This is a genomic window from Vibrio sp. Y51_MX_L26 (assembly GCF_024181935.1).
Classification (GTDB): Bacteria; Pseudomonadota; Gammaproteobacteria; order Enterobacterales; family Vibrionaceae; genus Vibrio; species Vibrio diabolicus.
On record NZ_JAMZAS010000002.1, the window covers coordinates 283,161 to 304,973 of the forward strand.

Below are 21,813 nucleotides of genomic sequence, written 5' to 3' on the forward strand. Positions count from 1 at the left end.
TATGAAAGGAATCATCTCTCTAGCGGCATTATTTTCAACGTTTCTTCTTGTTGGTTGTGGCGATAAGGCACCAGAAAAAGCTCTTGAGACACCGCGTGTAAGAGTTACCTCACTAGCGGGAAATCGGGTGGATGACAACTTATATTTCCCTGCGGTTGCGAATGCAGCGGATCGCTCTCATTTGAGTTTCAGAGTGGCAGGAGAAGTCAGCCGCATCATGGTAAAAGAGGGCGATAAAGTCACGAAGGGTGATGTTATCGCAACGTTGGACCCTACGGACTATGAGTTGGATGTAGATAATGCGAGTGCGCGTTTTTCTGTTGTTGACAGTCAGTATCGCCGTTCACGTCCTTTGGTTGATAAAGGCCTATTAGCTAAGTCTCAGTTTGATGAAATTGCAGCACAACGACAAATCGCTCTGGCTGAGCTTAAGTTAGCGAAACTCCGTTTATCATTTACTGCCTTAAAGGCGCCTGTGGATGGGATCATTTCTCGAGTTAATATCGAGCAATTCGAAAATGTCCAAGTCGGACAGCATATCGTCAATATTCATAGTTTGGAGCGAGTAGAGGTGCTTATTCAACTTCCAGACAGGCTCTATGTGAACCAACCGCCAACGGAAGAAAGACTTACCGCGATAAAAGCATTGGTGCGCGTGCCTAGTGGTAACGAGTACAACGCGACCGTGAAAGAATTTACGACTGAGCCAGACCCAACAACAGGCACGTTTACCGTCACATTATCGCTTCCTATGCCGGAAGATGAATACATCCTAGATGGGATGGCAGTTGAGGTGACCTCCAAAGATAAGAACGTTGGCTTGGATCTCAATTTAGGAATTAATGTTCCTATTGAAGCCATTTTCAATGCGGACGGTGACGAGCTGGGGCGGGAAAACAAATTTGTTTGGGTACTGAATGATGGCAACACGGTATCGCGCAGACAGGTGCGAGCAGGTAAAGCATCTAAAACGTCCATTCAAATCCTTGATGGTCTCATGCTCAAAGACAAAGTTGTGATTGCCGGTGTTTCTCGGTTAAGGGATGGCATGAAAGTGGAAGTGATACAGGAAATGGCTACGCAGGAGGCCGGTCTATGAGCGATCTTAATAAATCAGTGCCTCAAAGTGATGATGATGTGACCGGTATTGCTGCGTACTTCATCCGAAATCGTGTCATCAGTTGGATGGTCGCACTGATCTTTTTGATTGGTGGTATCGCTGCATTCTTTGGGTTAGGGCGTCTTGAAGACCCTGCTTTTACCATCAAAGATGCCATGGTGGTGACCTCTTATCCTGGTGCGACGCCGCAACAAGTCGAAGAAGAAGTGACTTATCCGATCGAAAAAGCGATTCAGCAGCTTACTTATGTTGATGAAGTGAATTCGATTTCTAGCCGAGGATTATCGCAAATCACGGTCACGATGAAGAACAATTATGGCCCTGATGATCTGCCACAAATCTGGGATGAGTTACGCCGTAAAGTGAATGACCTTAAAGGGACGTTGCCTCCGGGTGTGAATGAACCTCAAGTGATCGATGATTTTGGTGATGTTTACGGGATTTTGTTAGCGGTGACTGGCGACGGTTATAGCTACAAAGAGCTACTGGATTACGTCGATTACTTACGCCGAGAGCTCGAACTGGTTGATGGCGTGAGTAAAGTTTCGGTATCCGGGCAACAGCAAGAGCAAGTTTTCATCGAAGTATCGATGAAAAAGCTGAGCAGTATAGGACTTTCCCCCGATACGGTCTTTAATCTTCTCTCGACGCAAAACGTGGTTTCTGACGCAGGGGCGATCAGAATTGGTGACGAGTACATCAGAATTCAGCCGACTGGCGAATTCCAGAGTGTGGATGAGCTAGGCGATTTGTTGATTACTGAGTCGGGTGCTCAGGGGCTCATTTTCTTGAAAGATGTGGCGGAAATAAAACGCGGGTATGTAGAAGTACCGAGTAATATTATTAATTTTAACGGAAGTCTTGCACTAAACGTCGGCGTTTCTTTTGCTGAAGGCGTCAACGTCGTTGAAGTCGGAAAAGCGTTTGATCATCGCCTTGCAGAGCTAAAGTACCAACAACCTGTTGGTATCGAAATCTCGGAAATTTACAGTCAGCCTAAAGAGGTGGATAAATCGGTTAGCGGTTTTGTTGTCAGCTTGGCTCAAGCTGTCGGTATCGTCATTATCGTACTTCTGTTCTTTATGGGGCTACGTTCAGGTCTGCTTATCGGTTTAATTTTACTGCTGACGGTGTTGGGTACGTTCATTTTCATGAAGTATCTCGCGATAGATTTGCAGCGGATTTCATTAGGTGCCTTGGTTATCGCGTTAGGTATGTTGGTGGACAATGCAATCGTCGTGGTTGAAGGGATTTTGATTGGTACTCAAAAAGGACGAACTCGACTCCAAGCAGCGACTGACATTGTTACCCAAACCAAGTGGCCATTACTTGGGGCAACTGTGATCGCGGTAACTGCATTTGCGCCCATTGGACTGTCTGAAGACTCGACGGGTGAATACTGTGGCACTTTGTTTACGGTTCTGCTGATCTCATTGATGTTGAGTTGGTTTACCGCTATCTCGTTGACACCGTTCTTTGCTGACATCTTCTTTAAAGGCCAGAAGATTAAACAAGGTGAAGGGGAAGAAAATGATCCATATAACGGGGTTATTTTCGTTATTTATAAAAAGTTTCTCCAGTTCTGTATGCGCCGTGCTTGGTTTACCGTTGTGGTGCTGATTGCGGGATTAGCGGCAAGTGTTTATGGGTTCACCTTTGTGAAGCAAGCGTTTTTCCCATCGTCGACAACGCCTATTTTTCAGTTAGATGTATGGATGCCGGAAGGAACTGATATTCGCGCAACCAACACAACGCTTAAAGAGTTAGAAAGTTGGTTAGCTAAGCAAGAGCATGTTGACCATATCACGACGACCGCGGGTAAAGGCTTACAGCGCTTCATGTTAACGTACGCGCCAGAGAAAAGTTATGCGGCTTATGGTGAGATAACCACTCGTATGGAAAATTACGAAGCGTTAAAACCATTAATGGCGAAGTTTCGAGAGTATTTAAAAGCCAACTACCCAGAAATCAATTACAAGCTCAAACAGATTGAGTTAGGCCCTGGTGGTGGTGCAAAAATTGAAGCGCGCATTATTGGCTCAGATCCAACCGTCCTTCGTACGATAGCCGCTCAGGTCAAGGACATCATGTACGCCGATCCTCAGGCAACAAATATCAGGCATGATTGGCGTGAACGAACCCAAGTTCTTGAACCTCAGTTTAACGAGAGTCAGGCACGTCGCTATGGCATTACCAAATCGGACGTCGATGACTTCTTGTCCATGTCATTCTCTGGAATGACGATAGGTTTATACCGAGACGGCACGACGCTCATGCCTATCGTGGCTCGCTTACCTGAAGATGAACGCATTGATATTCGTAACATCGAAGGCATGAAAATATGGAGTCCAGCACAGAGTGAGTTTATCCCACTTCAACAAGTTACAATGGGTTACGACATGCGCTGGGAGGATCCTATCATCGTGCGTAAGAACCGTAAGCGCATGCTCACTGTGATGGCAGACCCTGATATTCTAGGTGAAGAAACCGCATCGACGTTGCAAAAACGTTTACAGCCCCAAATCGAAGCGATTCAAATGCCTCCTGGCTATTCACTAGAATGGGGTGGTGAGTACGAATCTTCAGGTGATGCTCAAGAGTCGCTGTTTACTACCATGCCAATGGGGTACTTGTTCATGTTCTTGATCACCGTATTCCTATTTAACTCTATCAAAGAGCCACTCATTGTTTGGCTTACCGTGCCGCTGGCGTTAATTGGTGTCACCACCGGTTTGTTGGCACTCAACACGCCGTTTGGTTTTATGGCATTGCTCGGCTTCTTAAGCTTATCGGGAATGGTGCTCAAAAATGGTATCGTATTACTGGACCAAATTGAAATAGAAATGAAATCGGGTAAAGAGGCTTATGATGCGGTCGTTGATGCTGCGGTAAGCCGTGTTCGTCCTGTGTGTATGGCTGCAATCACGACGATCCTTGGTATGATCCCACTATTACCAGATATTTTCTTCAAACCAATGGCGGTTACGATTATGTTTGGTTTGGGCTTTGCGACAGTCCTGACACTGATTGTCGTGCCAGTGTTGTATCGTTTGTTTCATAAAGTGGCAGTACCGAAACAGGCTTAGTGCTACTGATATAACGATGAAAAGTATCGCGCCTCTAGCTCATCAGTTAGAGGCGCTTTTTAAGGAAGAATAATGACAGAACAAAAAACGTGTGCGTGGGCGATGAATCACCCATTAGAGCGCGAATATCATGATTCCGAATGGGGCGTGCCAGTATATGACGACCAAGTCCTGTTTGAATTTATTACGTTGGAAGGTGCACAAGCTGGGCTTAGTTGGATCACCATTCTTAAAAAGCGCGAAGGATATAGAGAAGCGTTCGAGAACTACGACCTAGATGCGTTGGAACAAAGAAATGAAGAACGCGCTGAATACATCGTGGAAAACTTCGATGTTGTAAGGCATCGCGGAAAGATTAACTCGGTTTTCAGTAATGCCAAAGCGGCCAAAGCGTTAATTGCTGAATACGGGAGTTTATCAGACGCGTTGTGGCAGTTCGTGGACGGCGAACCAATCGTCAATCAATGGCAGCATATGAGTGACGTACCAGCTTCGACAGAGCAATCCAAAGCCATGAGTAAATTCCTTAAAAAGAAAGGCTTCAAGTTTGTCGGTGAAACCATCTGTTATGCTTTCATGCAAGCCGTCGGCATGGTGGATGACCATATCGTTGGATGTCCTAAAAAGCAGAATAAGTAACGTTTGGCTTATTAAGTTTATGTTGTTAGTTCTGGCTATCATGAATACGTTCCAAAGCTTCGATTCGACGCCATTGAGTGGCATCGAAGCTTTGCTTTCTTAAAGCAATGATTTCTGCCTGTTTTTCGTCTTGCCCTAGAAAATCTCTATTCAGAATATCTTGACGCTGTTTTAAGTAAGTGGCGAGTTGAGTCTCAAATGATGCTCTTTGCTCATCAAGCTTTTGCAGCCTCTGCGCTCCGGCATCTCCTACCAGAGCAACACGGGCGATGTACTTATCTTGTGAATCAAGCTGAGAAGCTTGCTCGAGCTGCTCTGCTAATGCGTTATTGCGTTCACTTTCTCGGATGTAATCTGGTTGTTCTGATAACGCTTGATTGAGAAGGTGTGTTTGACTCTCGATATCCGATGCCTGTGTTTTAATCGTCAGTTTTTCCAATGCAAGTTGGCGAAGTCGGTTTTCTTCGTCAAACAATTGAGCTATCTGGACCTCGCTAAAGTATTGAAGTTGTAAATTCAGTATCGCTTCATTCAGCATGGTTAGCTGTTCAATCGTTAGTTGGTTGTGGTCAAAAGGCTCTAATGCAGAGAGCGCTTGCTTGTAGGAAAGGTAGGTCTGGAAGAGTTTGGCATCAATATTCAGTGTTTGTTTTACTAAAGTGTCATCATTGACTTCCGCTTTGATCGTATCGAGATCTTCTTCGCCCAGCCGGCTAAGAGAATATTCGAAGAAGTCTTTTGGGGAAGAAACATCGGCGGCTATGTCTTGCTGAGATTGCGAATGGCTAGAGGTTATCTCTTGTTGTTTGTCGCTTTGCAATAGAGAAAACGCTCCCACGCCAAATATCGAGAGCAGGATAAAAGTGGTGAGAGCGACTTTCTTCATTGTGATGACCTCTTATAAACCTTGAAGTTTGAGACGATTTGCATGTTGGCGATAAAGCGTGACTGGATCGGTTTCAAAAAGATGATGAATACCGAGTAGGCCGTTAATTTCATCCAAATGGTTCATTTGATAATCATCACGTATGACTTTGCCCAAATGTGTGCTGCACGCACCAACTAAGCCATCATTTGGCCCATCAAAGGCTAAGCCAAGTACCATCATGGCAGCGTCGGTCGGATCGAAAACGTTTGTAAAAGTGGATGATCCGGTCCATGAGTAGTAATAAACGCCATTTGAAGCTAGCAAGTCGCCATTACCACATTCGCTAGTAGGCACTCCCTCTGGGTAGTGCTGGTTAAACGCCAATGAGCCTTCCGTGGTCAAGGCTGCTAATGAGGCTAAAGGGTCTTGGTCGAGATCAGAACCGCCTGATAGAAGATTAATAAGAGTGGTTAAGCCTTGCGCCAGTTTTACCGCGAGCTGCTCACTACCAGAACCCTCAGATACGGTGCCACGAACTAAATCTGCCACTTTAGACCCTTTATTAACGCCACCGATACTCGTAACTGATGCGACTAGGTCAGGACGGACAGAGGCAACATAGCGCGTTGTGGGACCACCATGACTGTGACCAATGAGATTGACTTTCTCTGCGCCTGTTGCAGCAAGTAAGGTTTCTACTTGAGCAAGCAGTTGCTCCCCTCGAACTTCGCTGCTGTTGGTCGCGGATACCTGCGCGACATAAACTTTAGCGCCGTCTTTCGTTAAGGAATGTGGTATTCCGAAAAAGTAATCTACGCCTGCGAGGGTATCAAAACCAAATAATCCATGAACCAGAACAATTGGATACTTGGTTTGGGTATAACCCGTTGCGGCGTGTACGGTGGTTATTGGGACGGTAATTAAGGTAAAAAGCATTAGCGCTATGAATTTGAGTTTCAAAACTATCTCCTTGTGGTATGACCTCTTATGAATGATAAAAAGTAGGAGAGAAACTCTAAATTTGGAAAGCCTATTTGTGGCACATTATTTCATTCTGTGACTGCTCAATTGAAAAACAACACAAATGATTAACATTAACGAATAGGTGGTGGGAATGTTAGGTAATTCTAATTAAGTCAGCGAGTTATAAAAACGCCCCGCGAAGCAGGGCGATTCAATTACTATTTTAGAGAGACTTCTTTTTCTAAAATTAACGCGTTATAGCGTGCAAAACCAGCCTCTAGATCGGCGAGCAAGTCATCCACGTCTTCTAAGCCAATATGAATACGAACTAAAGTGCCCTCAAAGTGTGGGTGCGCTACGGTTCTCAAGCTGTTAAAGCTCTTTGGTTCGTTAGCTAGAATGAGGCTTTCATACCCGCCCCAAGAATAACCCATACTGAAGTGTTTCATACCGTCAAGCAGAGCCGTCGTCGCTTTTGGATAAGACGTTTTGAGAACAAATGAAAACAAGCCGTTTCCACCAGTGAAGTCACGTTTGAAAAACTCATGGCCAGGGCACGATTCCAATGCTGGGTGGCGGACATGATCAACTTCCGGACGAGAAGCTAGCCACTTGGCGACTTTCAAGCTACTTTCTGCGTGTTGTCTTAGGCGAACATCCAGCGTGCGAATACCACGAAGGCCTAGGTATGCGTCGTCAGGAGAAACGCACTGACCCATCAAGTAGCTTTGTTCACGCAGTTGGGGCCAGTATTTTTCGGAAGCTACGGCTGTACCTAACATTACATCAGAGTGACCAACTATGTATTTGGTGGCGGCTTGAATGGAAATATCGACACCATGTTCAAATGGTGAGAAGTTCACGCCAGCTCCCCATGTGTTATCAAGCATCACAATAATATCGTGCTCGTGAGCAATGCGCGCCAATGTTGGTACATCCTGCACCTCCATTGTGACTGACCCCGGAGATTCTAGGAAAAGGACTTTGGTATTTGGTTTAATCAAATCACGAATACCTTCGCCGATCATCGGATCATAATAGGTAGTTTCGATGCCCATTTTCTTCATGATGGTATTACAAAAATCACGAGTTGGTTCGTAACAAGTGTCCACCATTAGAATGTGATCGCCAGTTTCGACGAAAGAGAGAATCGCATTTGAAATTGCTGCCGTCCCACAAGGGTAGAGAGCACAACCTGCTCCACCTTCAATCTCAACCATTGCATCTTGAAAAGCGAAGTGCGTGTTAGTGCCACGGCGACCATAAAATAATGTTTTATTGGTACGGTTCATGGTGGCTTGGTTCTTCTCTGCAACCGTGTTGAATACCACGGTTGAAGCGCGTTGAACGGGTGGGTTTACAACACCGTTTGTCCACTTTTTATCGCGGCCAGCGGTAATGAGCTTGGTTTTTTTGCCCTCTGACATAAAAGTTCCCTGTCTTAAATATTACGATTTTGATTATTTAAAACATGGACGACATAACGTTTGCAAGGGAAAAGTCAACTATCACCCAATAATAGCCGAGATTATCGAGTGAAGGCGTCAAAGCTGAAAGGTTGAGTTGCAGGCTTAGAACGTATCGCTAAGGTGAAAAACGTAAGTAGAACAAACCTCCAGCAAGATGTTTGAAGCACTGGAGGTTTTTTTAGTGGGTGTATTTGAGGTATTAGAGGAGTGGATTGAAGAGATAGAACACTCGCTCTAAGAACCGAGAAAATAGGCTCCTTTTCTCCCATTCTTCCAATACAACAGTGTGAGATTGCTTAATATAGCTATCTTGTAACCAAGACATTTGCTTGGTGAACTCTTCGTCATCAACGGCGAGGGTAACTTCGAAGTTTAGCCACAAGCTGCGCATATCCATGTTTACGGTGCCAACTAAACAGAATTGGTCGTCAATTACGACGGATTTCGTATGCAGCAAACCACCATAAAACTCATAGATTTTGACTCCTGCACACAAAAGCTCACTATAAAAAGCGCGTGATGCCCATTGCACCATCATCGAGTCATTTTTATGTGGAATAATGAGTTCAACATCAATGCCTCGTTGTGCTGTCATCTTTAACGTTTCAAGTAAGTCTGCATTGGGCACGAAATATGGCGTTGTAATTCGTACCGAGCGATTGGCTTGGTTGATTGCCAATGTTAATACTTGATAGATCAGATATTCCGGCATACCAGGGCCAGAAGGCACAACCTGAATAGGGTGTTGGAATTCACTCTCATCGATCTTGCATTCAGGTAGTCTCGGTAAATGACGTTCGCCAGTTTCGACTTCCCAATCCCAACAGTGGATAGCACTCAATACGTTTACCGTTGGTCCCGTAATGCGAACCATGATGTCCACCCAATGCCCGACGCCACTGTTTTGTTTGAAGTAAGCCGGGTCAACCAAGTTCATTGAACCTGTATAAGCAATTTCATCATCAATTACGATGATCTTGCGATGTTGGCGAAGATCAAGACGACGTAAGAAAATACGCCACATCTTCACTTCTAGCGCTTGAATAACTTCAATTCCAGCATCCTGCATCATTCGATACCAAGGACTTCTGAAAAAACGTGGACTACCTGCTGAATCGAGCAATAGTTTGACATCTACGCCGCGTTTAGCCGCTTGGATAAGTGCAGAAGCGACAGAGTCAGCCAAACCACCTGGATGCCAAATGTAGAATACCATTCGAATACTGCTCTGCGCGTTTTCGATGTCTTCAATAATGGAATGCAAAATCTCATTAGGTGACTGTTGCAGCGACAATGTATTACCGCTCAATGCGGGAAGACCAAGGCGGTTGTTACAAAGTTCATCAATTCGGTAGATGTGCCTTCCCATCGTTTCTGGGTTGTGCGCGTTACAGTCGTTCAACTGACTGAACCACTTCTCGAATGGTGTAAACATCTCTTTTGCGCGTTCGGCCCGTTTTCTGCCTAAGTTCAGTTCACCGAAGAGGAAATAACACGCGACACCCAGAACGGGAAGGATATAAATGATCATTAGCCAAGCTAAAGACACGCTCACTGCACGGCGCTTTAAAACGACACGAATGGTCACACCTGCGACCAGTAACCAATATAGCCCGATGCCAGCTAAAGTAAGAAAGTGATAAAACTTGTCCATATACGCTCAGAGTAATATGCCCTTCTAGGATATTAAGCATAAAAGTGGGTTGGGGGAATAGATTTCCCATTTAGACGTGGGATTGACCTTATATGAGGAACAAATTTCATAACAGCTGATTCTGTTATTTTAATGTGAAAAATAAGGTCATTCTTTAACTTTTGAACAAAAAAGCAGCATTTAACCTGCGTAACTCGACACTTGTGCGATAAATGTACTTTTTTGGGGTTCCAATTTTAAAGGGGAGCTGCTTTACTTTCTAGACATAGTGCGTCGAACGCTTATTTTATAAGTGTACAATAATTTTTACATAAACTTTTTAGACGCCTATCTCTATGCATACACAACAAACTAATTTTGGAGAAAAAGCGTGGCTACAACTAATACAGCAGCACCACGTGATACGTGGAGGTCTAAACTAGGCTTCGTAATGGCAGCAGCGGGGTCCGCTGTCGGTTTAGGCAATATATGGAAATTCCCTTACACAGCGGGTGAGAGTGGCGGCGGTGCATTCGTTGCTATCTACCTTATCTTTGTTATTTTTATCGGCTTTAGCGTGATGCTGACAGAGTTCGCTATTGGTCGTAAGACAGGTCTTTCTGCCGTAGGTGCATTCAAAACAACTGACCGACGCTGGACGTTCACTGGCGTTATGGGAGTCTTCAGTGGTCTTTTGATCATGGGCTTCTACCCAGTGGTTGGTGGTTGGGCATTGGCCTACATCTTTAAAGTGGGCGGTGGTCTACTCAGCGCGCCAGAAGCAATTGGCGACAGCTTTGGCGGTTTCATCTCAGATCCGATTCAACCTTTAATGTGGATGGGTGTTTACCTGTTCCTTAACGTCATGATTGTGATGAAAGGGATTTCGGGTGGTATTGAGAAAGCCGGTAAGGTTCTGATGCCGCTTTTGTTCTTAATCCTAATCGTTGTTTCTGTTAAAGGCTTGATGCTGCCAGGTGCAATGGCTGGCCTTGAGTTCTTATTCATGCCGGACTTTTCTAAAGTCGATAGCAATGTGGTTCTTGCTGCACTAGGGCAGGCGTTCTTCTCACTTAGCTTAGGTATGGGCTGTATGATGACGTACGGTTCTTACCTGAAGAAGAAAGAGAACCTAGTTCAAACAACCGGTATGGTTACTGCGATGGATACAGGTGTAGCGATTCTTGCTGGTGTTGCTATGTTCCCAGCTATGTTTGCCTTTGGCATGGAGCCTGCGGCAGGCCCTGGTCTTGTATTCGTTGTTGTTCCTCAACTATTTGCTGAAATGGGCGGTGTGATTGGGTTGCTATTCGCGTTGCTATTTTTCATCGGCTTGACGGTGGCGGCATTAACTTCTTCAGTATCACTATTGGAAGTTGTCGTATCTTACCTAATCGATGAGAAAGGCATGAAGCGCTCTAACGCGGTTCTGTCTGCAAGTGCAGTTATGGCGGCATTATGTATTTTTGCGTCACTATCGTTAGGTGGAATGGGGCCAACGCTGTTTGGTACAGGTGCCTTTGATATCTTCGACTTGCTAACGGACAAAATCTTCCTAGCGGTTGGTGGTATGTTGGTTTGTATCTTTGCTGGATGGCGCCTAAGCCGTGCTGAGCTAGAAAAAGAGATCACTAATGACGGCGAAGTATCCTTCCCGCTATTTGGATTGTGGTACAACCTAGTTAAATACCTGATTCCTGTTGCGATTGCTATTGTTGCCTTCATGGGGATTAAGTCTGGCTTTGATAGTGGTAAAGGTGAAATCATGCTGCTGGGTATCGCAATCATTGGTCTTGCTGGTATTTTCTCTAGAAAGCTCTAGCTCAGGCCTTAGGGCAAGCCTCGATAGCTTTGTCCGATAACTTATGTATACTGCTGGCTCCAAACGTGGAGCCAGTTTTTTTATGTTCGATATTCTACATACCCATCCCGATTTTCTGATCATCAATAAGCATCCCAACGTCTCTGTTCATAAAGACGATGGCGACACAATGCTGCTGCAAGAAGTGGCTAAGCAGAGTGGTGATGAGCAGCTCTATCTTATCCATCGCTTGGATAAAATGACATCGGGTATTCTGCTCCTCGGACGCAACGCCAAAGCGGCCAGTGCGTTATCGCAAGCCTTCGCTGACCGCCAAGTGGAAAAGTTCTATCTGGCGATTGGCTCTAAAAAGCCGAAAAAGAAACAAGGTTTGGTCGTTGGTGATATGGAGCGTTCGCGCCGTTCATCATGGAAGCTGGTCAACAGCAAAAATAACCCAGCCGTTACCCAGTTTTTCTCTCTTGCGGCAGAGCCAGGAGAGCGCCTATTTTTATGTAAGCCACACACTGGTAAAACGCATCAAATCCGCGTGGCATTAAAATCGGTTGGCTCAGGTATTGTTGGTGACCCGATTTACAATGCAGGCAATGAGGCTGATCGCGGTTATCTGCATGCATTTTCACTTTGCTTCCAATACCGAGATGAGCAATATCGCTTTGTTTGCGACCCACGAGAACACAAAATGCTTGGTAAAAAATGGCACAGTGAGACCGTCTCTCAGGGTTTGGATACTTGGCTTTCCCCTTGGGAACTGAACTGGCCTACGATCAAATAACCGTCACAAAGAAAACTAATAAGAGAACTCGATGCAAGCATCACAACTTCCGCTGTTCTTTCAGCATCTAGAAACCGAGCTCGCGCAAGCTCCGAATGAAATTCGTCGACTGTTTCATGGTCGTGGCCGCCGTTTTGAGGGCCTAGAGCAAATTACCTGTGACTGGTTACAAGGTCAGTTGATCATCAACTTGTTTAAAGAAGTCGACGACGCGTTTCTCGCTGAGCTGAAAAGCGGCCTCAATGCGTTGGCACAATCACAACTGTGGGCAGATAAGCAAGGTCGCACTATGGTTCTTCAGCACCGTTATGCCGATGGTGCGCCTTCAGAAGTGCTTGTTGGTGAATTAGACGCTCGCCCTGTCGTTGAAGAAAGTGGTTTGAAATACCAATTGGATATTGGCCGCAACCAAAACTTCGGTCTGTTTTTGGACATGCGCTACGGTCGTGATTGGGTACGGGAAAATGCGAAGCATAAAAACGTGCTTAACTTGTTTGCTTACACGTGTGGCTTTTCTGTCGCTGCCATTGCGGGTGGTGCAGATAAAGTGGTTAACGTCGACATGGCGAAAGCGTCGTTGTCTAAAGGTCGTGAGAACCACAAGCTAAATGGTCATAACATCAACCAGGTAAGCTTTATGGGGCACGATATCTTTAAATCGTGGGGTAAGATTAAAAAATCTGGTCAGTATGACTTGATTATCATTGACCCACCTTCATTCCAGAAAGGCAGCTTTGCACTGACCAAAGACTACAAAAAGATTCTGCGTCGATTGCCTGATTTGTTGGCAGACAGCGGTCAAGTGATGGCATGTGTGAACTCGCCATCTGTGACAAGCGACTTCTTGATTGAAAGCATGAAAGAAGAAGCGCCAGAGTTGACATACCGTGAGCGTCTGGATAACCCGCCAGAGTTTATGGACGTAGACAGCGAAGCTGCATTGAAAGTGTTGTTGTTTAGCGAGAAGCAATGACGACGAAATGAAAGTTGTACCTATCTATAATACCAGCCGTTTGAGTACGGCTGGCATTTCCGCGATACCCCGTCAATCTGAATAGCGAGACACGAGTGTGATTCAGAGTCTATTCTCAGAGTGAGCTATTCCTAACACGCTGATATTAGATTCCTGATCTCGCCTAGGCTCGTCGGAATGACGGGAAACAATAAAAGATCGATACCAGCAGCATTAACCGATCTGCACTTCAAGATCCGCTTCGATGGTTGATGAGCAGGCGAGCACATAGCCTTGTTCAATTTCTTCTGGCGTTAGTGTTTCTAGGCTGGTGGAAGAGACGTTGCCTTGACGAACCTTGCATTTGCACGAGCCACAAATGCCGCTACGACAAGCGACGATTAATGGTAAACCTGCGCCTTCAAGCACACCGGACAGTACCTGACCTTTTTGCGCATCGATGGTTTGAGCAAAGTCAGGAACAGAAACACGAACAACTTCATCGGAGACCGATGTTTCTGCGCCAGTCGCTGGCGTAAAACTCTCTTGGTAGAAGTTCGTCATGTCAAAACCAAGGTCATTCAAATAGCCGTGAACATCTTGCATGAACTGACTTGGACCACACAGGTAAACGGTGCGTTGCTTGAAATCAGGAACAAGCTCTTTAAGCCAGTCGGCGTTCAAACGACCTTGTGGGTGTGACGTTCCTTCGCGGTTTTTCAGCAACAGCTTTAAATGGAAGTTGGGATACACAGCGTCGAACGTTTCTAGCTGATCGTAGTAAATCGTCTCTTCTGGGCTGCGTGCGATATGAAGAAATGCGATGTCCACATCGTTGTCGTTTTCATCTTGCTTACTCAGCCAGTGTTTTGCCATCGAAAATACGGGCGTGACACCGCAACCTGCACTGATAAGCAAGGCTCTTGTTTCGCCATCACGTAAAACGGGTGGGTGGTCAATGCAGTTAAATTCGCCCGCTGGTGGTAATGCTTGAACGGTATCACCGAGCAGCAGCGAGTCAACGATGTAGTTCGATACTTTACCGCCAGATACTCGTTTGATGGTGAGTTGAAGGTGATCGTCTTCATTGATAGAGCTGATTGAATAGGCACGAAACTCCATTTTTCCATCAATTTCGACGCCTAAGTTAATAAACTGGCCAGGCTTAAACTGAAACAGAAGTGATTCGGTTAGTTCGGCCAATTTGATGCTGACGGTGTCGTGTGTTTCGAAGTATTTGTCGATGCAACGGAGCGTGACGGGTTGGTTACCTTGCCATTCAAAAAACATAACAATCTCTTTGGTTGTGGCTATTTTTAGTTCGAAATAGATAGCGCCTCCACGTAAGGAGGCGCGTAACAAGCAGGTTTATTAGGCTGCTAGGATGGCTTTTAGATCATCCTGAACATTGCCAATACTGCGCATATCGAACTTCTCTTGGATGATGGCGATTAGGTTTGGCGTTAGGAATGCCGGTGCAGTAGGGCCTGTGTAAATGCCTTTCACGCCCAATGCAAATAGCGTTAGCAAGATAACGATCGCTTTTTGCTCGAACCAAGAAAGCACAAGCGTGAGTGGTAGTTCATTGATGTCACAGTCAAACTCTTTCGCCAGTGCAAGTGCAAGCTGGATTGCAGAGTAAGCATCGTTACATTGGCCCACATCCAATAGGCGAGGGATACCGTTGATATCGCCAAACGTATTCTTGTTGAAGCGGAACTTACCACACGCCAACGTCAGGATGAGCGTATCTTCTGGCGCTTCAGCCGTAAAATCGGTGTAGTAGCTGCGTTCCGCTTTATCGCCGTCACAGCCGCCGACTAGGAAGAAGTGTTTGATGTTGCCTTGCTTCACTTGGTCGATAACCGCAGGGGCAGCGTTCATCAGTGCATTGCGACCAAAACCAACCGTGATGTGGTGTTCGATTTCATCGTGTTGGAAACCGTCTTGCGCTAGAGCACATTCAATCACTTGGCTAAAATCATCGCCTTCGATGTGAGCCACACCAGGCCAGCCAACAATACTACGGGTGAATAGACGGTCTGCGTATTGACCTACATTTGGATTCAACAAGCAGTTTGACGTCATTACGATTGCGCCAGGGAAGTTTGCGAACTCTTTCTGTTGGTTTTGCCATGCGCTGCCGTAGTTACCGACAAGATGAGGGTATTTCTTCAGCTCAGGGTAGCCGTGTGCAGGCAGCATTTCACCGTTGGTGTAAACGTTGATGCCTTTGCCTTCAGTCTGTTGCAGGATTTTTTCTAGGTCATGCAAATCATGGCCAGAAACAAGAATACATTTACCTTTTACTGGCTTGACGTTCACCGTGGTTGGTTCTGGATGGCCGAAGGTCATTGTTTCACCTTGGTCGAGCATTTCCATCACTTTGTAGTTCATCAGGCCGACGCGCATTGAGCAATCAAGTAGTTCGCCGAGATCTTCAGGGTCTGTGCCCAACCACGCCATGATTTCATGGTATTCGGCATAGATATCGTTGTTGGTTTGATCAAGAACACGTGCGTGCTCCATGTACGCGGCTGCACCTTTAAGGCCGTATAGGCAAAGTAGGCGCAGGCCAATAACATCTTCATGTACTTGGTCTTTACCACGGTTAACGGCAACTTGAGGAGCAAAAGCTAAGATTGCTTCTGCACTGTTTGGCAGCTCAAAGTGAGCAACCGCAGGAATGTCAGCAACTTCGGTATCGGCGAGCGTGGCTGCAGACATCACTTGCTCTTTTAGCAATACTTTGTAAGTTGCTGCTTGAGAAGTCAGCTCTAGGACACGTTCAGGGTCGAAGTTTACGTTCGTCAATGTAGAGAAAAATGCTTTTGGTGCCCATTGGTTGATTTCATCGTTAATGATATTGAATTCAAGTGCTTTTGATGCCCAAAAAGAAACCCCTTGCAGTGTGTAAACCAACACGTCTTGTAGGTCTGATACTTCAGAAGTTTTGCCACACATGCCTTGTGCAAAAGAACAACCTTTAACAGCAGGGGTTTGAATTGTCTGTTCACATTGAATACAGAACATATTGGGTTCTCCAGTGATTGTTTTAATAGTCGTGATGTTGACCACTAGAGAGCAGAATGCGTGCCAGTTGTTATCTTATTGATTTATATTTAATTTTATCGTTTTTAGATGAGTGGTTGATGTAATTAAGACAACGCAGTTGATGTCTTAATTACATCGGGTTCTTGTGGTTGGTTATTTATTGATCCCGAGCTTTTTACCCATCCGATATAAGTTCCCGCGATCCATTTGTAAAAACTCCGCTGCTTTTGCCCAAACGCCACCAGTTTGGCTCAAAGCATGTTCAATTAAATCACGCTGATAGCTTTCTATTAGCTCTCGCATTGGCTGACTTTCTTTAGGCAGATAATGCGATGTGTTTTTTACATCATCGAGAGCCAATGAGGTGTCGAAATGGTTAAGCATGATCGTGCTCGCACCTTGTTGAATGGCGTGTAAAGCCGCGCGAGTTAAAGTGTGTTCGAGCTCGCGCACGTTTCCGTACCAAGGTAAAGACTCCAGTTGAGTCAACACCTTAGGATGAACGTGCAGATTGGGCGCATTAAATTGTTGGCGTACTTTTTCTAACAGGTATCCTGCTAAAACGGGAATATCACCGTCACGGGCACGCAGTGGGGGGACTTGGATTGGGAACACGTTCAAACGGTGGAAAAGGTCTGCTCGAAACGTGCCAGCTTCGACCTCTTTTTCTAATTGTCGATTGGTCGCGGCGATGGTGCGCACATTGACCATCAAATGCTGATCGCTACCCACACGTTGCAGCTCGCCTTGCTGAATTACGCGCAGCAATTTTGCCTGTAAAATCAAAGGCAGTTCGCCCACTTCATCGAGGAAAATCGTTCCGCCGTCTGCCAGTTCAAACTTACCGGCGCGGTGGCTATTGGCTCCAGTGAATGCGCCTTTGACATGACCAAACAGTTCACTCTCAGCCAGACCTTCAGGCAGGGCCGCACAGTTGACGTAAATCATAGGCTTATCGCTACGATGAGATTGCGCGTGCACCGAGTGCGCGACCAGTTCTTTACCAGTACCGGTCTCTCCTGTGATAAGTACCGCGTAATCCGATTGAGCAACGGTTGCAATGTTGTTTCGTAACTGGTTGATCTGCTGGCTCAAGCCTACCATTTCGCCATGTTGAGAACGGGCTTGCTGGATAAGGGTTTGAGTGACGCTTTTCTGCTTTTGGTTTTGTGCTTTGAGCGCTTTCAATTGGGCAATGTTACGCAATGTCGCAGCGGTCAAAGCCGCCAAGGTTTCGATAGCGACAGGATCGATGTCATCAAACGCGCCCACCGTTAGTGCATCCATAGTTAGTGCGCCAACAAGTTGGCCTTCTACATACAAGCTAAAGCCCATGCAATCGTGAACATCAATGCACTGGTCTTCGGTTAATAGTGTGCCGTCAAAAGGATCAGGCAGTGAACAATCGGCATCGAAACGCACCGGTTCGCGGCTATGAATAATGGCATCTAAGCGTGGATGCGCTTTGGGGAAATAGCGACGACCTAAGACCGAGCTGGATAAGCCTTTTACCGCGACAGGAGTCAGAAACCCATCCTCATCGAAGATAAACAGGCAGCTCGCATCACATGGGAATACTTGCGCGACCCCATCAATGAGGTTTTGATATTGCTGTTCGTGAGAGCGATTAGAGCTGAGGTTTAGCGCGATATTAAGGAGTACGTGGTCAACAGTCGGAGTCATAACAAGCCCAAAGTTATCTAGAATGGGCTCATGCTAGCAACTTGATGTCATTTGAACATCGAAAGGTGTGGGATATTGATGTTCCATTGACGACGATCAAACTTGATACAAATAGAGTCGCGCAAGCCGATGAGTAAGCAACGTACGCTTGCGCGGATTAAGCTCTTTGAAACAAAACAGCAGACCAATGGAAAGGAGTTACCGCGTTCAAATTAGCGAGGAACAACCCTTGCTTCATTGCCAGACATGTTGATTTGAACGGCTTGTCCTGGCTGAAAAATCATGTTTGGGTTTGCTTCTTGAACGACAGAGATTATTTTTCCATCCTCTAAGCGAATAGTCAGATTCACACCATTTCGTTTCGCGGTTGCTTCAGCGGCTTTACTGCCGGCATAACCACCCAGCAGACCACCACCAATAGCTGCGATATCCGAGCCAGAGCCGCCCCCGACTTTTGAGCCTAATATACCACCCACGGCGGCACCAGCGATTGTACCTATGGCGTTGGATTGGGTAGAGGCATCAATGGTTACTGGTTCAACTTTCTCTATCTTTCCGTAGTAAACCTGCTGAACTTTGCGCGTGTCTGAAGAGCCGTATGCATCTCCGTACGGGTTAGGTGAGGTACAGCCGCTAAGCATAACAATACAAGACATGATGAGCAGCATACCTAGCTTGACGTATTTTTTCATATAGCCTCCGAATGATTTCTCTCCATCCAAAGAGTATATACCCCAATTTAATATATGCTTTAGTGTTATATAAAACAGGTGCTTAGCGGCTGTTCTATCAAGGCAACGTGAACTTCTAAGTGGTTTAATGGCCTTTAAGCGTATGAAACCCAGAGTAAATTCGCGTAACTGTGGTAAACCAACATGCCGCACCAAAAATGTAAGCAATGACCGAAAAGTGCTGCGGCATCAGGCAAAACAGCACAAAACAGCCGATGGTTTCCGTGCCTTCGGTTAAACCGCTCATGTAGTAGAGAGATTTGTGTTTATACACCGGATTATCGATGCCTTGTTTCCCTGCCATGATGGCAAAAGCCAAAAAGCTGCTTCCCGTTCCGACAAAGGAAAAAATCAAAAATGCCCCTGCAATGGCATTTTGTTCTGGGTTTGCTAACACAAAACCAAAAGGAATCAGGGAATAGAACAGAAAATCTAAGCTGATATCGAGAAAACCGCCCGCATCAGTAATGCCTTGAATCCTCGCCAGTGCACCGTCTAATCCATCACAGATTCTATTCAGCAAAATAAACAGCAACGCCAACAAGTATTGTTCGGCGATCAAAGCCGGCAGGGTAAAACAGCCAAGCACAAAGCCAAATACTGTCGTTTGATTTGCGGTGATACCACATTTGTCGAGGTATGTCGCACTGAGTGCCAGCGGTTTGCGGATGAGCTTTATACTTAGGCTATCAAGCATGATTTGTCTCCCACGGCCAGTTTAGACAACGGCTGCCATTGGGAATATCGTCTTCATCGTGGGTTACCATCAAAGTAGGGATGTTCGCTTGCTGCAATTGCTCTACCACCCAACTACGGAATTGCACGCGCAGATCTTTATCTAACTTGCTGTAGGGCTCATCGAGTAGCGCAACTTTCGGCTTTGCCAACAGCATACGAGTCAAAGCAATACGGGCACGTTGTCCTCCGGAGATTTGATCTGGGAAGGATTCGGCAAGTTTGGTCAATGCAATGTTCTTCAGTGCTTGCATGGCGTGAGCTTTACGCTCTTCACCTTTGATTGAGTTTGGTAGCGCGAAGGCAAGGTTCTCCCACACCGTCAAGTGAGGGAAGAGCAAATCGTCTTGGAATAGAATACCGACCTGACGCTTATGGGCAGGGAGGGCATCCAACTTTTCGTTATCAAGCGTAATGGATCCAGAGTAGTTGAACTCAGCGGATAGGTGCCCAGCTATGGCATCCAACAAAGTGGATTTACCACAGCCGCTTGGTCCCATCAGAGTAACAATTTCACCTTTCTCTACGGTCATGTTGAACGCTGAAAAAAGCGTGTCGCCATTGGCTTTACGGATGGCGAGGTTTTCGAGACAAAGACTCATTCAGTAGTAAACCTTTTATAGACAAGCGGCGATACTTCACGTGTAAGCGGCTTAGTAGTATCGCAAAAGAGAAGAACAAGAACGGCAAGAGTGCTTGCCAAATGGCGTAAATCGCGGTGACACGTCGGTCAAAACCACTGGATAGTGCAACGGCTTCGGTTGTGATGGTGCTAATGCGCCCAGCCCCTAGCACCAATGTCGGCAGGTATTGCGCCAGACTTACGCTAATCCCGACAGCCCATGCGAATGCAATCGCAGGTAGGAGGATTGGCAGTTTCACTTTTAACCAAGCTTGCATCGGTGATTTACCCAAGCTGAGTGCGACGCGAGTTAAGCCGTTATCGAAGCTACGCCATGGACCGTCTAGCGAGAGGTAAATAAATGGGAATGCGAAGAACACATGCGCCCAGCATACCCAAAAGAAATACGCGTTACTGTTAAAATACAGTGTCACTACTTGCATACCGAATAGCACCGATAGCTGAGGAATCAGCATTGGGATGGCGATAATGTAACCGGGCACCTGCCAGCGATAACGAAGGCGATACTCGTGTGCGATCAAGGCAAGGACTAGAGCGACGGTCGCGCTGATAACGGCAATCAGCATGCTCTGTTCCAGCGTGCCAAGAATGCTGTGCCATTCGTATTCCCAAAAACGCAGGCTATAGCGGCTCGGTAGTAAATCTGGAAAGCGCCAGCGTTGAGCAAAGCTCCACACCACCATGAGTGGAATCATTAGAAGTGCGAGTAGCGCGATCAGTGAAAATAGGGTTTTACCGGGTAAACGAAACCCGTTTCGACCAGAGTACTGCCAGCGTTTGAAGCCTTTGGTAATACACCATTCCATTAAGCGTGCAAATCCAATCAAAAGGCTAGCGATAGCAAACAACACGACCGCGCCTGCGGCAGCTCTTGGTAGAAGTGATAAATCAGGATCGTTAAACCACTGCCATACCAAAACCGCAAACGTCGGTGGGTTGGTAGGGCCAATAATCAATGCAACATCAACAACCGACAAGCTGTAAGCCAATACCGCCAGCATTGGAAAGCGCAGTTTTGCTATCCATTGTGGGAATACGCATTTCCACCACGCTTGCGCCGAACTGTAGCCCATCGAATGACTGACTTTTTCAATCTTATCGACTTTCAATTGCTGAAGAATTGGAATACTCATCAACAATAAAAACGGCACTTCTTTAATCGCAAGCATGATGACCAAACCGAATGCATGCGGGTCTTTAATCAGCAATGTTAAGTCATTCACCGTTTGTGCATTGGGATCGTAACCAAACAGTTGGTTGAGAACACGAACGCCCATACCTGTTGGTGCAAACAAGAACGCAAAGCCAATTGCAAACGCGACATGCGGCATAGCGAGAAGTGGCGAGAGGCTAACTTCAATTTTTCGCCAAAACTTGCTGCCCCACGATGCTTGCAAAATTGCAAATGTGATCAAGCAAGCCAAGTAGCTACTAAAAATGGCAGAGTAGAAAGTCAGCCCGATGGATGTCCAAACACCCTCCCAATCAAAAACAGCGTTAAAGCCATCCAAAGAAAAGTGGTGCAAGCCGATAGGAGGTACATAACCGAGCGCAGAAACCACCACTCCGAGTAGTCCCGGAATGGTAGGTAAAATACAAACAGCGATAATAACTAAATATAGCGCTCTTAACATGGGCTC

17 protein-coding genes are annotated in these 21,813 nt (G+C 46.0%); 6 read left to right on the forward strand and 11 right to left on the reverse strand.

What is annotated here, in order from left to right; translation table 11 throughout:
* Position 1 precedes the first annotated feature (1 nt).
* From NL645_RS07465 to NL645_RS07475, 3 genes are all read left to right on the forward strand, one after another.
* Positions 2–1,099, forward strand: coding sequence for an efflux RND transporter periplasmic adaptor subunit (locus NL645_RS07465; protein WP_253651498.1), 1,098 nt, complete (start codon positions 2–4; stop codon positions 1,097–1,099).
* Positions 1,096–4,206: an efflux RND transporter permease subunit VmeI gene (gene vmeI / locus NL645_RS07470; RefSeq protein WP_006742842.1), complete on the forward strand. Its 3,111-nt coding sequence runs from the start codon at positions 1,096–1,098 to the stop codon at positions 4,204–4,206. Before NL645_RS07465 ends, vmeI begins: the two co-directional genes overlap by 4 nt.
* Before the next feature lie 72 nt (positions 4,207–4,278).
* A complete protein-coding gene (locus tag NL645_RS07475; protein WP_005378109.1) occupies positions 4,279–4,845 on the forward strand; it encodes a DNA-3-methyladenine glycosylase I in 567 nt (188 codons plus the stop codon).
* 25 nt (positions 4,846–4,870) lie between these two features.
* Here the strand turns inward: NL645_RS07475 and NL645_RS07480 are convergent, their stop codons facing one another.
* From NL645_RS07480 to cls, 4 genes are all read right to left on the reverse strand, one after another.
* Complete coding sequence (locus NL645_RS07480) at positions 4,871–5,731, reverse strand: lipase secretion chaperone (RefSeq protein WP_253651499.1); 861 nt, start codon at positions 5,729–5,731, stop codon at positions 4,871–4,873.
* A 12-nt stretch (positions 5,732–5,743) separates the two neighbouring features.
* The gene (locus NL645_RS07485) at positions 5,744–6,649 is read right to left on the reverse strand and encodes a triacylglycerol lipase (RefSeq protein ID WP_031780337.1); all 906 of its coding nucleotides are present in this window, start codon (positions 6,647–6,649) and stop codon (positions 5,744–5,746) included.
* Positions 6,650–6,894: 245 nt separating this feature from the next.
* Positions 6,895–8,103: a cystathionine beta-lyase gene (locus NL645_RS07490; protein ID WP_253651500.1), complete on the reverse strand. Its 1,209-nt coding sequence runs from the start codon at positions 8,101–8,103 to the stop codon at positions 6,895–6,897.
* 241 nt (positions 8,104–8,344) lie between these two features.
* Positions 8,345–9,799 carry a cardiolipin synthase gene (cls, locus tag NL645_RS07495; protein ID WP_005393277.1) on the reverse strand — a complete coding sequence of 485 codons (1,455 nt, stop codon included), beginning with the start codon at positions 9,797–9,799 and terminating at the stop codon, positions 8,345–8,347.
* Positions 9,800–10,229: 430 nt separating this feature from the next.
* Here cls and NL645_RS07500 point away from each other — a divergent pair, with 430 nt between their 5' ends.
* The 3 genes from NL645_RS07500 (at position 10,230) to NL645_RS07510 (ending at position 13,348) form a co-directional block, all read left to right on the forward strand.
* Entirely contained in the window at positions 10,230–11,600 is a 1,371-nt protein-coding gene (locus NL645_RS07500) for a sodium-dependent transporter (protein ID WP_043884644.1), read from the forward strand.
* A gap of 82 nt (positions 11,601–11,682) precedes the next feature.
* Positions 11,683–12,375, forward strand: coding sequence for a TIGR01621 family pseudouridine synthase (locus NL645_RS07505; RefSeq protein ID WP_104974250.1), 693 nt, complete (start codon positions 11,683–11,685; stop codon positions 12,373–12,375).
* Positions 12,376–12,406: 31 nt separating this feature from the next.
* Positions 12,407–13,348 carry a class I SAM-dependent methyltransferase gene (locus NL645_RS07510; protein WP_253651501.1) on the forward strand — a complete coding sequence of 314 codons (942 nt, stop codon included), beginning with the start codon at positions 12,407–12,409 and terminating at the stop codon, positions 13,346–13,348.
* A 213-nt stretch (positions 13,349–13,561) separates the two neighbouring features.
* Here the strand turns inward: NL645_RS07510 and NL645_RS07515 are convergent, their stop codons facing one another.
* The 7 genes from NL645_RS07515 to NL645_RS07545 form a co-directional block, all read right to left on the reverse strand.
* Entirely contained in the window at positions 13,562–14,617 is a 1,056-nt protein-coding gene (locus tag NL645_RS07515) for a hybrid-cluster NAD(P)-dependent oxidoreductase (RefSeq protein WP_253651502.1), read from the reverse strand.
* 81 nt (positions 14,618–14,698) lie between these two features.
* Positions 14,699–16,360, reverse strand: a complete 1,662-nt coding sequence (gene hcp, locus NL645_RS07520) for a hydroxylamine reductase (protein ID WP_253651503.1) — start codon at positions 16,358–16,360, stop codon at positions 14,699–14,701.
* A gap of 174 nt (positions 16,361–16,534) precedes the next feature.
* Positions 16,535–18,064: a nitric oxide reductase transcriptional regulator NorR gene (norR, locus tag NL645_RS07525; protein ID WP_253651504.1), complete on the reverse strand. Its 1,530-nt coding sequence runs from the start codon at positions 18,062–18,064 to the stop codon at positions 16,535–16,537.
* Positions 18,065–18,276: 212 nt separating this feature from the next.
* Positions 18,277–18,756 (reverse strand): glycine zipper 2TM domain-containing protein, encoded by a 480-nt coding sequence (locus tag NL645_RS07530; protein ID WP_114322470.1) that lies wholly within the window; start codon positions 18,754–18,756, stop codon positions 18,277–18,279.
* Positions 18,757–18,880: 124 nt separating this feature from the next.
* Positions 18,881–19,492: a CDP-alcohol phosphatidyltransferase family protein gene (locus tag NL645_RS07535; RefSeq protein WP_253651505.1), complete on the reverse strand. Its 612-nt coding sequence runs from the start codon at positions 19,490–19,492 to the stop codon at positions 18,881–18,883.
* Positions 19,485–20,132 (reverse strand): ATP-binding cassette domain-containing protein, encoded by a 648-nt coding sequence (locus NL645_RS07540; RefSeq protein WP_025515761.1) that lies wholly within the window; start codon positions 20,130–20,132, stop codon positions 19,485–19,487. The genes NL645_RS07535 and NL645_RS07540 overlap by 8 nt, the downstream gene beginning before the upstream one ends.
* On the reverse strand, positions 20,098–21,807 hold the full coding sequence (locus NL645_RS07545; RefSeq protein WP_253651506.1) for an ABC transporter permease: 1,710 nt from the start codon (positions 21,805–21,807) through the stop codon (positions 20,098–20,100). Before NL645_RS07545 ends, NL645_RS07540 begins: the two co-directional genes overlap by 35 nt.
* Between the last annotated feature and the right edge of the window lie 6 nt (positions 21,808–21,813).

What these genes read in the sequence shown, in the direction of transcription:
- vmeI (WP_006742842.1), top strand. Translation starts at nt 1,096, where the DNA reads ATGAGCGATCTTAATAAATCAGTGCCTCAAAGTGATGATGATGTGACC.
- NL645_RS07540 (WP_025515761.1), bottom strand. Translation starts at nt 20,132, where the DNA reads ATGAGTCTTTGTCTCGAAAACCTCGCCATCCGTAAAGCCAATGGCGAC.
- hcp (WP_253651503.1), bottom strand. Translation starts at nt 16,360, where the DNA reads ATGTTCTGTATTCAATGTGAACAGACAATTCAAACCCCTGCTGTTAAA.
- NL645_RS07485 (WP_031780337.1), bottom strand. Translation starts at nt 6,649, where the DNA reads ATGCTTTTTACCTTAATTACCGTCCCAATAACCACCGTACACGCCGCA.
- NL645_RS07480 (WP_253651499.1), bottom strand. Translation starts at nt 5,731, where the DNA reads ATGAAGAAAGTCGCTCTCACCACTTTTATCCTGCTCTCGATATTTGGC.
- NL645_RS07530 (WP_114322470.1), bottom strand. Translation starts at nt 18,756, where the DNA reads ATGAAAAAATACGTCAAGCTAGGTATGCTGCTCATCATGTCTTGTATT.
- NL645_RS07535 (WP_253651505.1), bottom strand. Translation starts at nt 19,492, where the DNA reads ATGCTTGATAGCCTAAGTATAAAGCTCATCCGCAAACCGCTGGCACTC.
- NL645_RS07475 (WP_005378109.1), top strand. Translation starts at nt 4,279, where the DNA reads ATGACAGAACAAAAAACGTGTGCGTGGGCGATGAATCACCCATTAGAG.
- NL645_RS07500 (WP_043884644.1), top strand. Translation starts at nt 10,230, where the DNA reads ATGGCAGCAGCGGGGTCCGCTGTCGGTTTAGGCAATATATGGAAATTC.
- NL645_RS07490 (WP_253651500.1), bottom strand. Translation starts at nt 8,103, where the DNA reads ATGTCAGAGGGCAAAAAAACCAAGCTCATTACCGCTGGCCGCGATAAA.
- NL645_RS07465 (WP_253651498.1), top strand. Translation starts at nt 2, where the DNA reads ATGAAAGGAATCATCTCTCTAGCGGCATTATTTTCAACGTTTCTTCTT.
- NL645_RS07510 (WP_253651501.1), top strand. Translation starts at nt 12,407, where the DNA reads ATGCAAGCATCACAACTTCCGCTGTTCTTTCAGCATCTAGAAACCGAG.
- norR (WP_253651504.1), bottom strand. Translation starts at nt 18,064, where the DNA reads ATGACTCCGACTGTTGACCACGTACTCCTTAATATCGCGCTAAACCTC.
- NL645_RS07515 (WP_253651502.1), bottom strand. Translation starts at nt 14,617, where the DNA reads ATGTTTTTTGAATGGCAAGGTAACCAACCCGTCACGCTCCGTTGCATC.
- NL645_RS07545 (WP_253651506.1), bottom strand. Translation starts at nt 21,807, where the DNA reads ATGTTAAGAGCGCTATATTTAGTTATTATCGCTGTTTGTATTTTACCT.
- NL645_RS07505 (WP_104974250.1), top strand. Translation starts at nt 11,683, where the DNA reads ATGTTCGATATTCTACATACCCATCCCGATTTTCTGATCATCAATAAG.
- cls (WP_005393277.1), bottom strand. Translation starts at nt 9,799, where the DNA reads ATGGACAAGTTTTATCACTTTCTTACTTTAGCTGGCATCGGGCTATAT.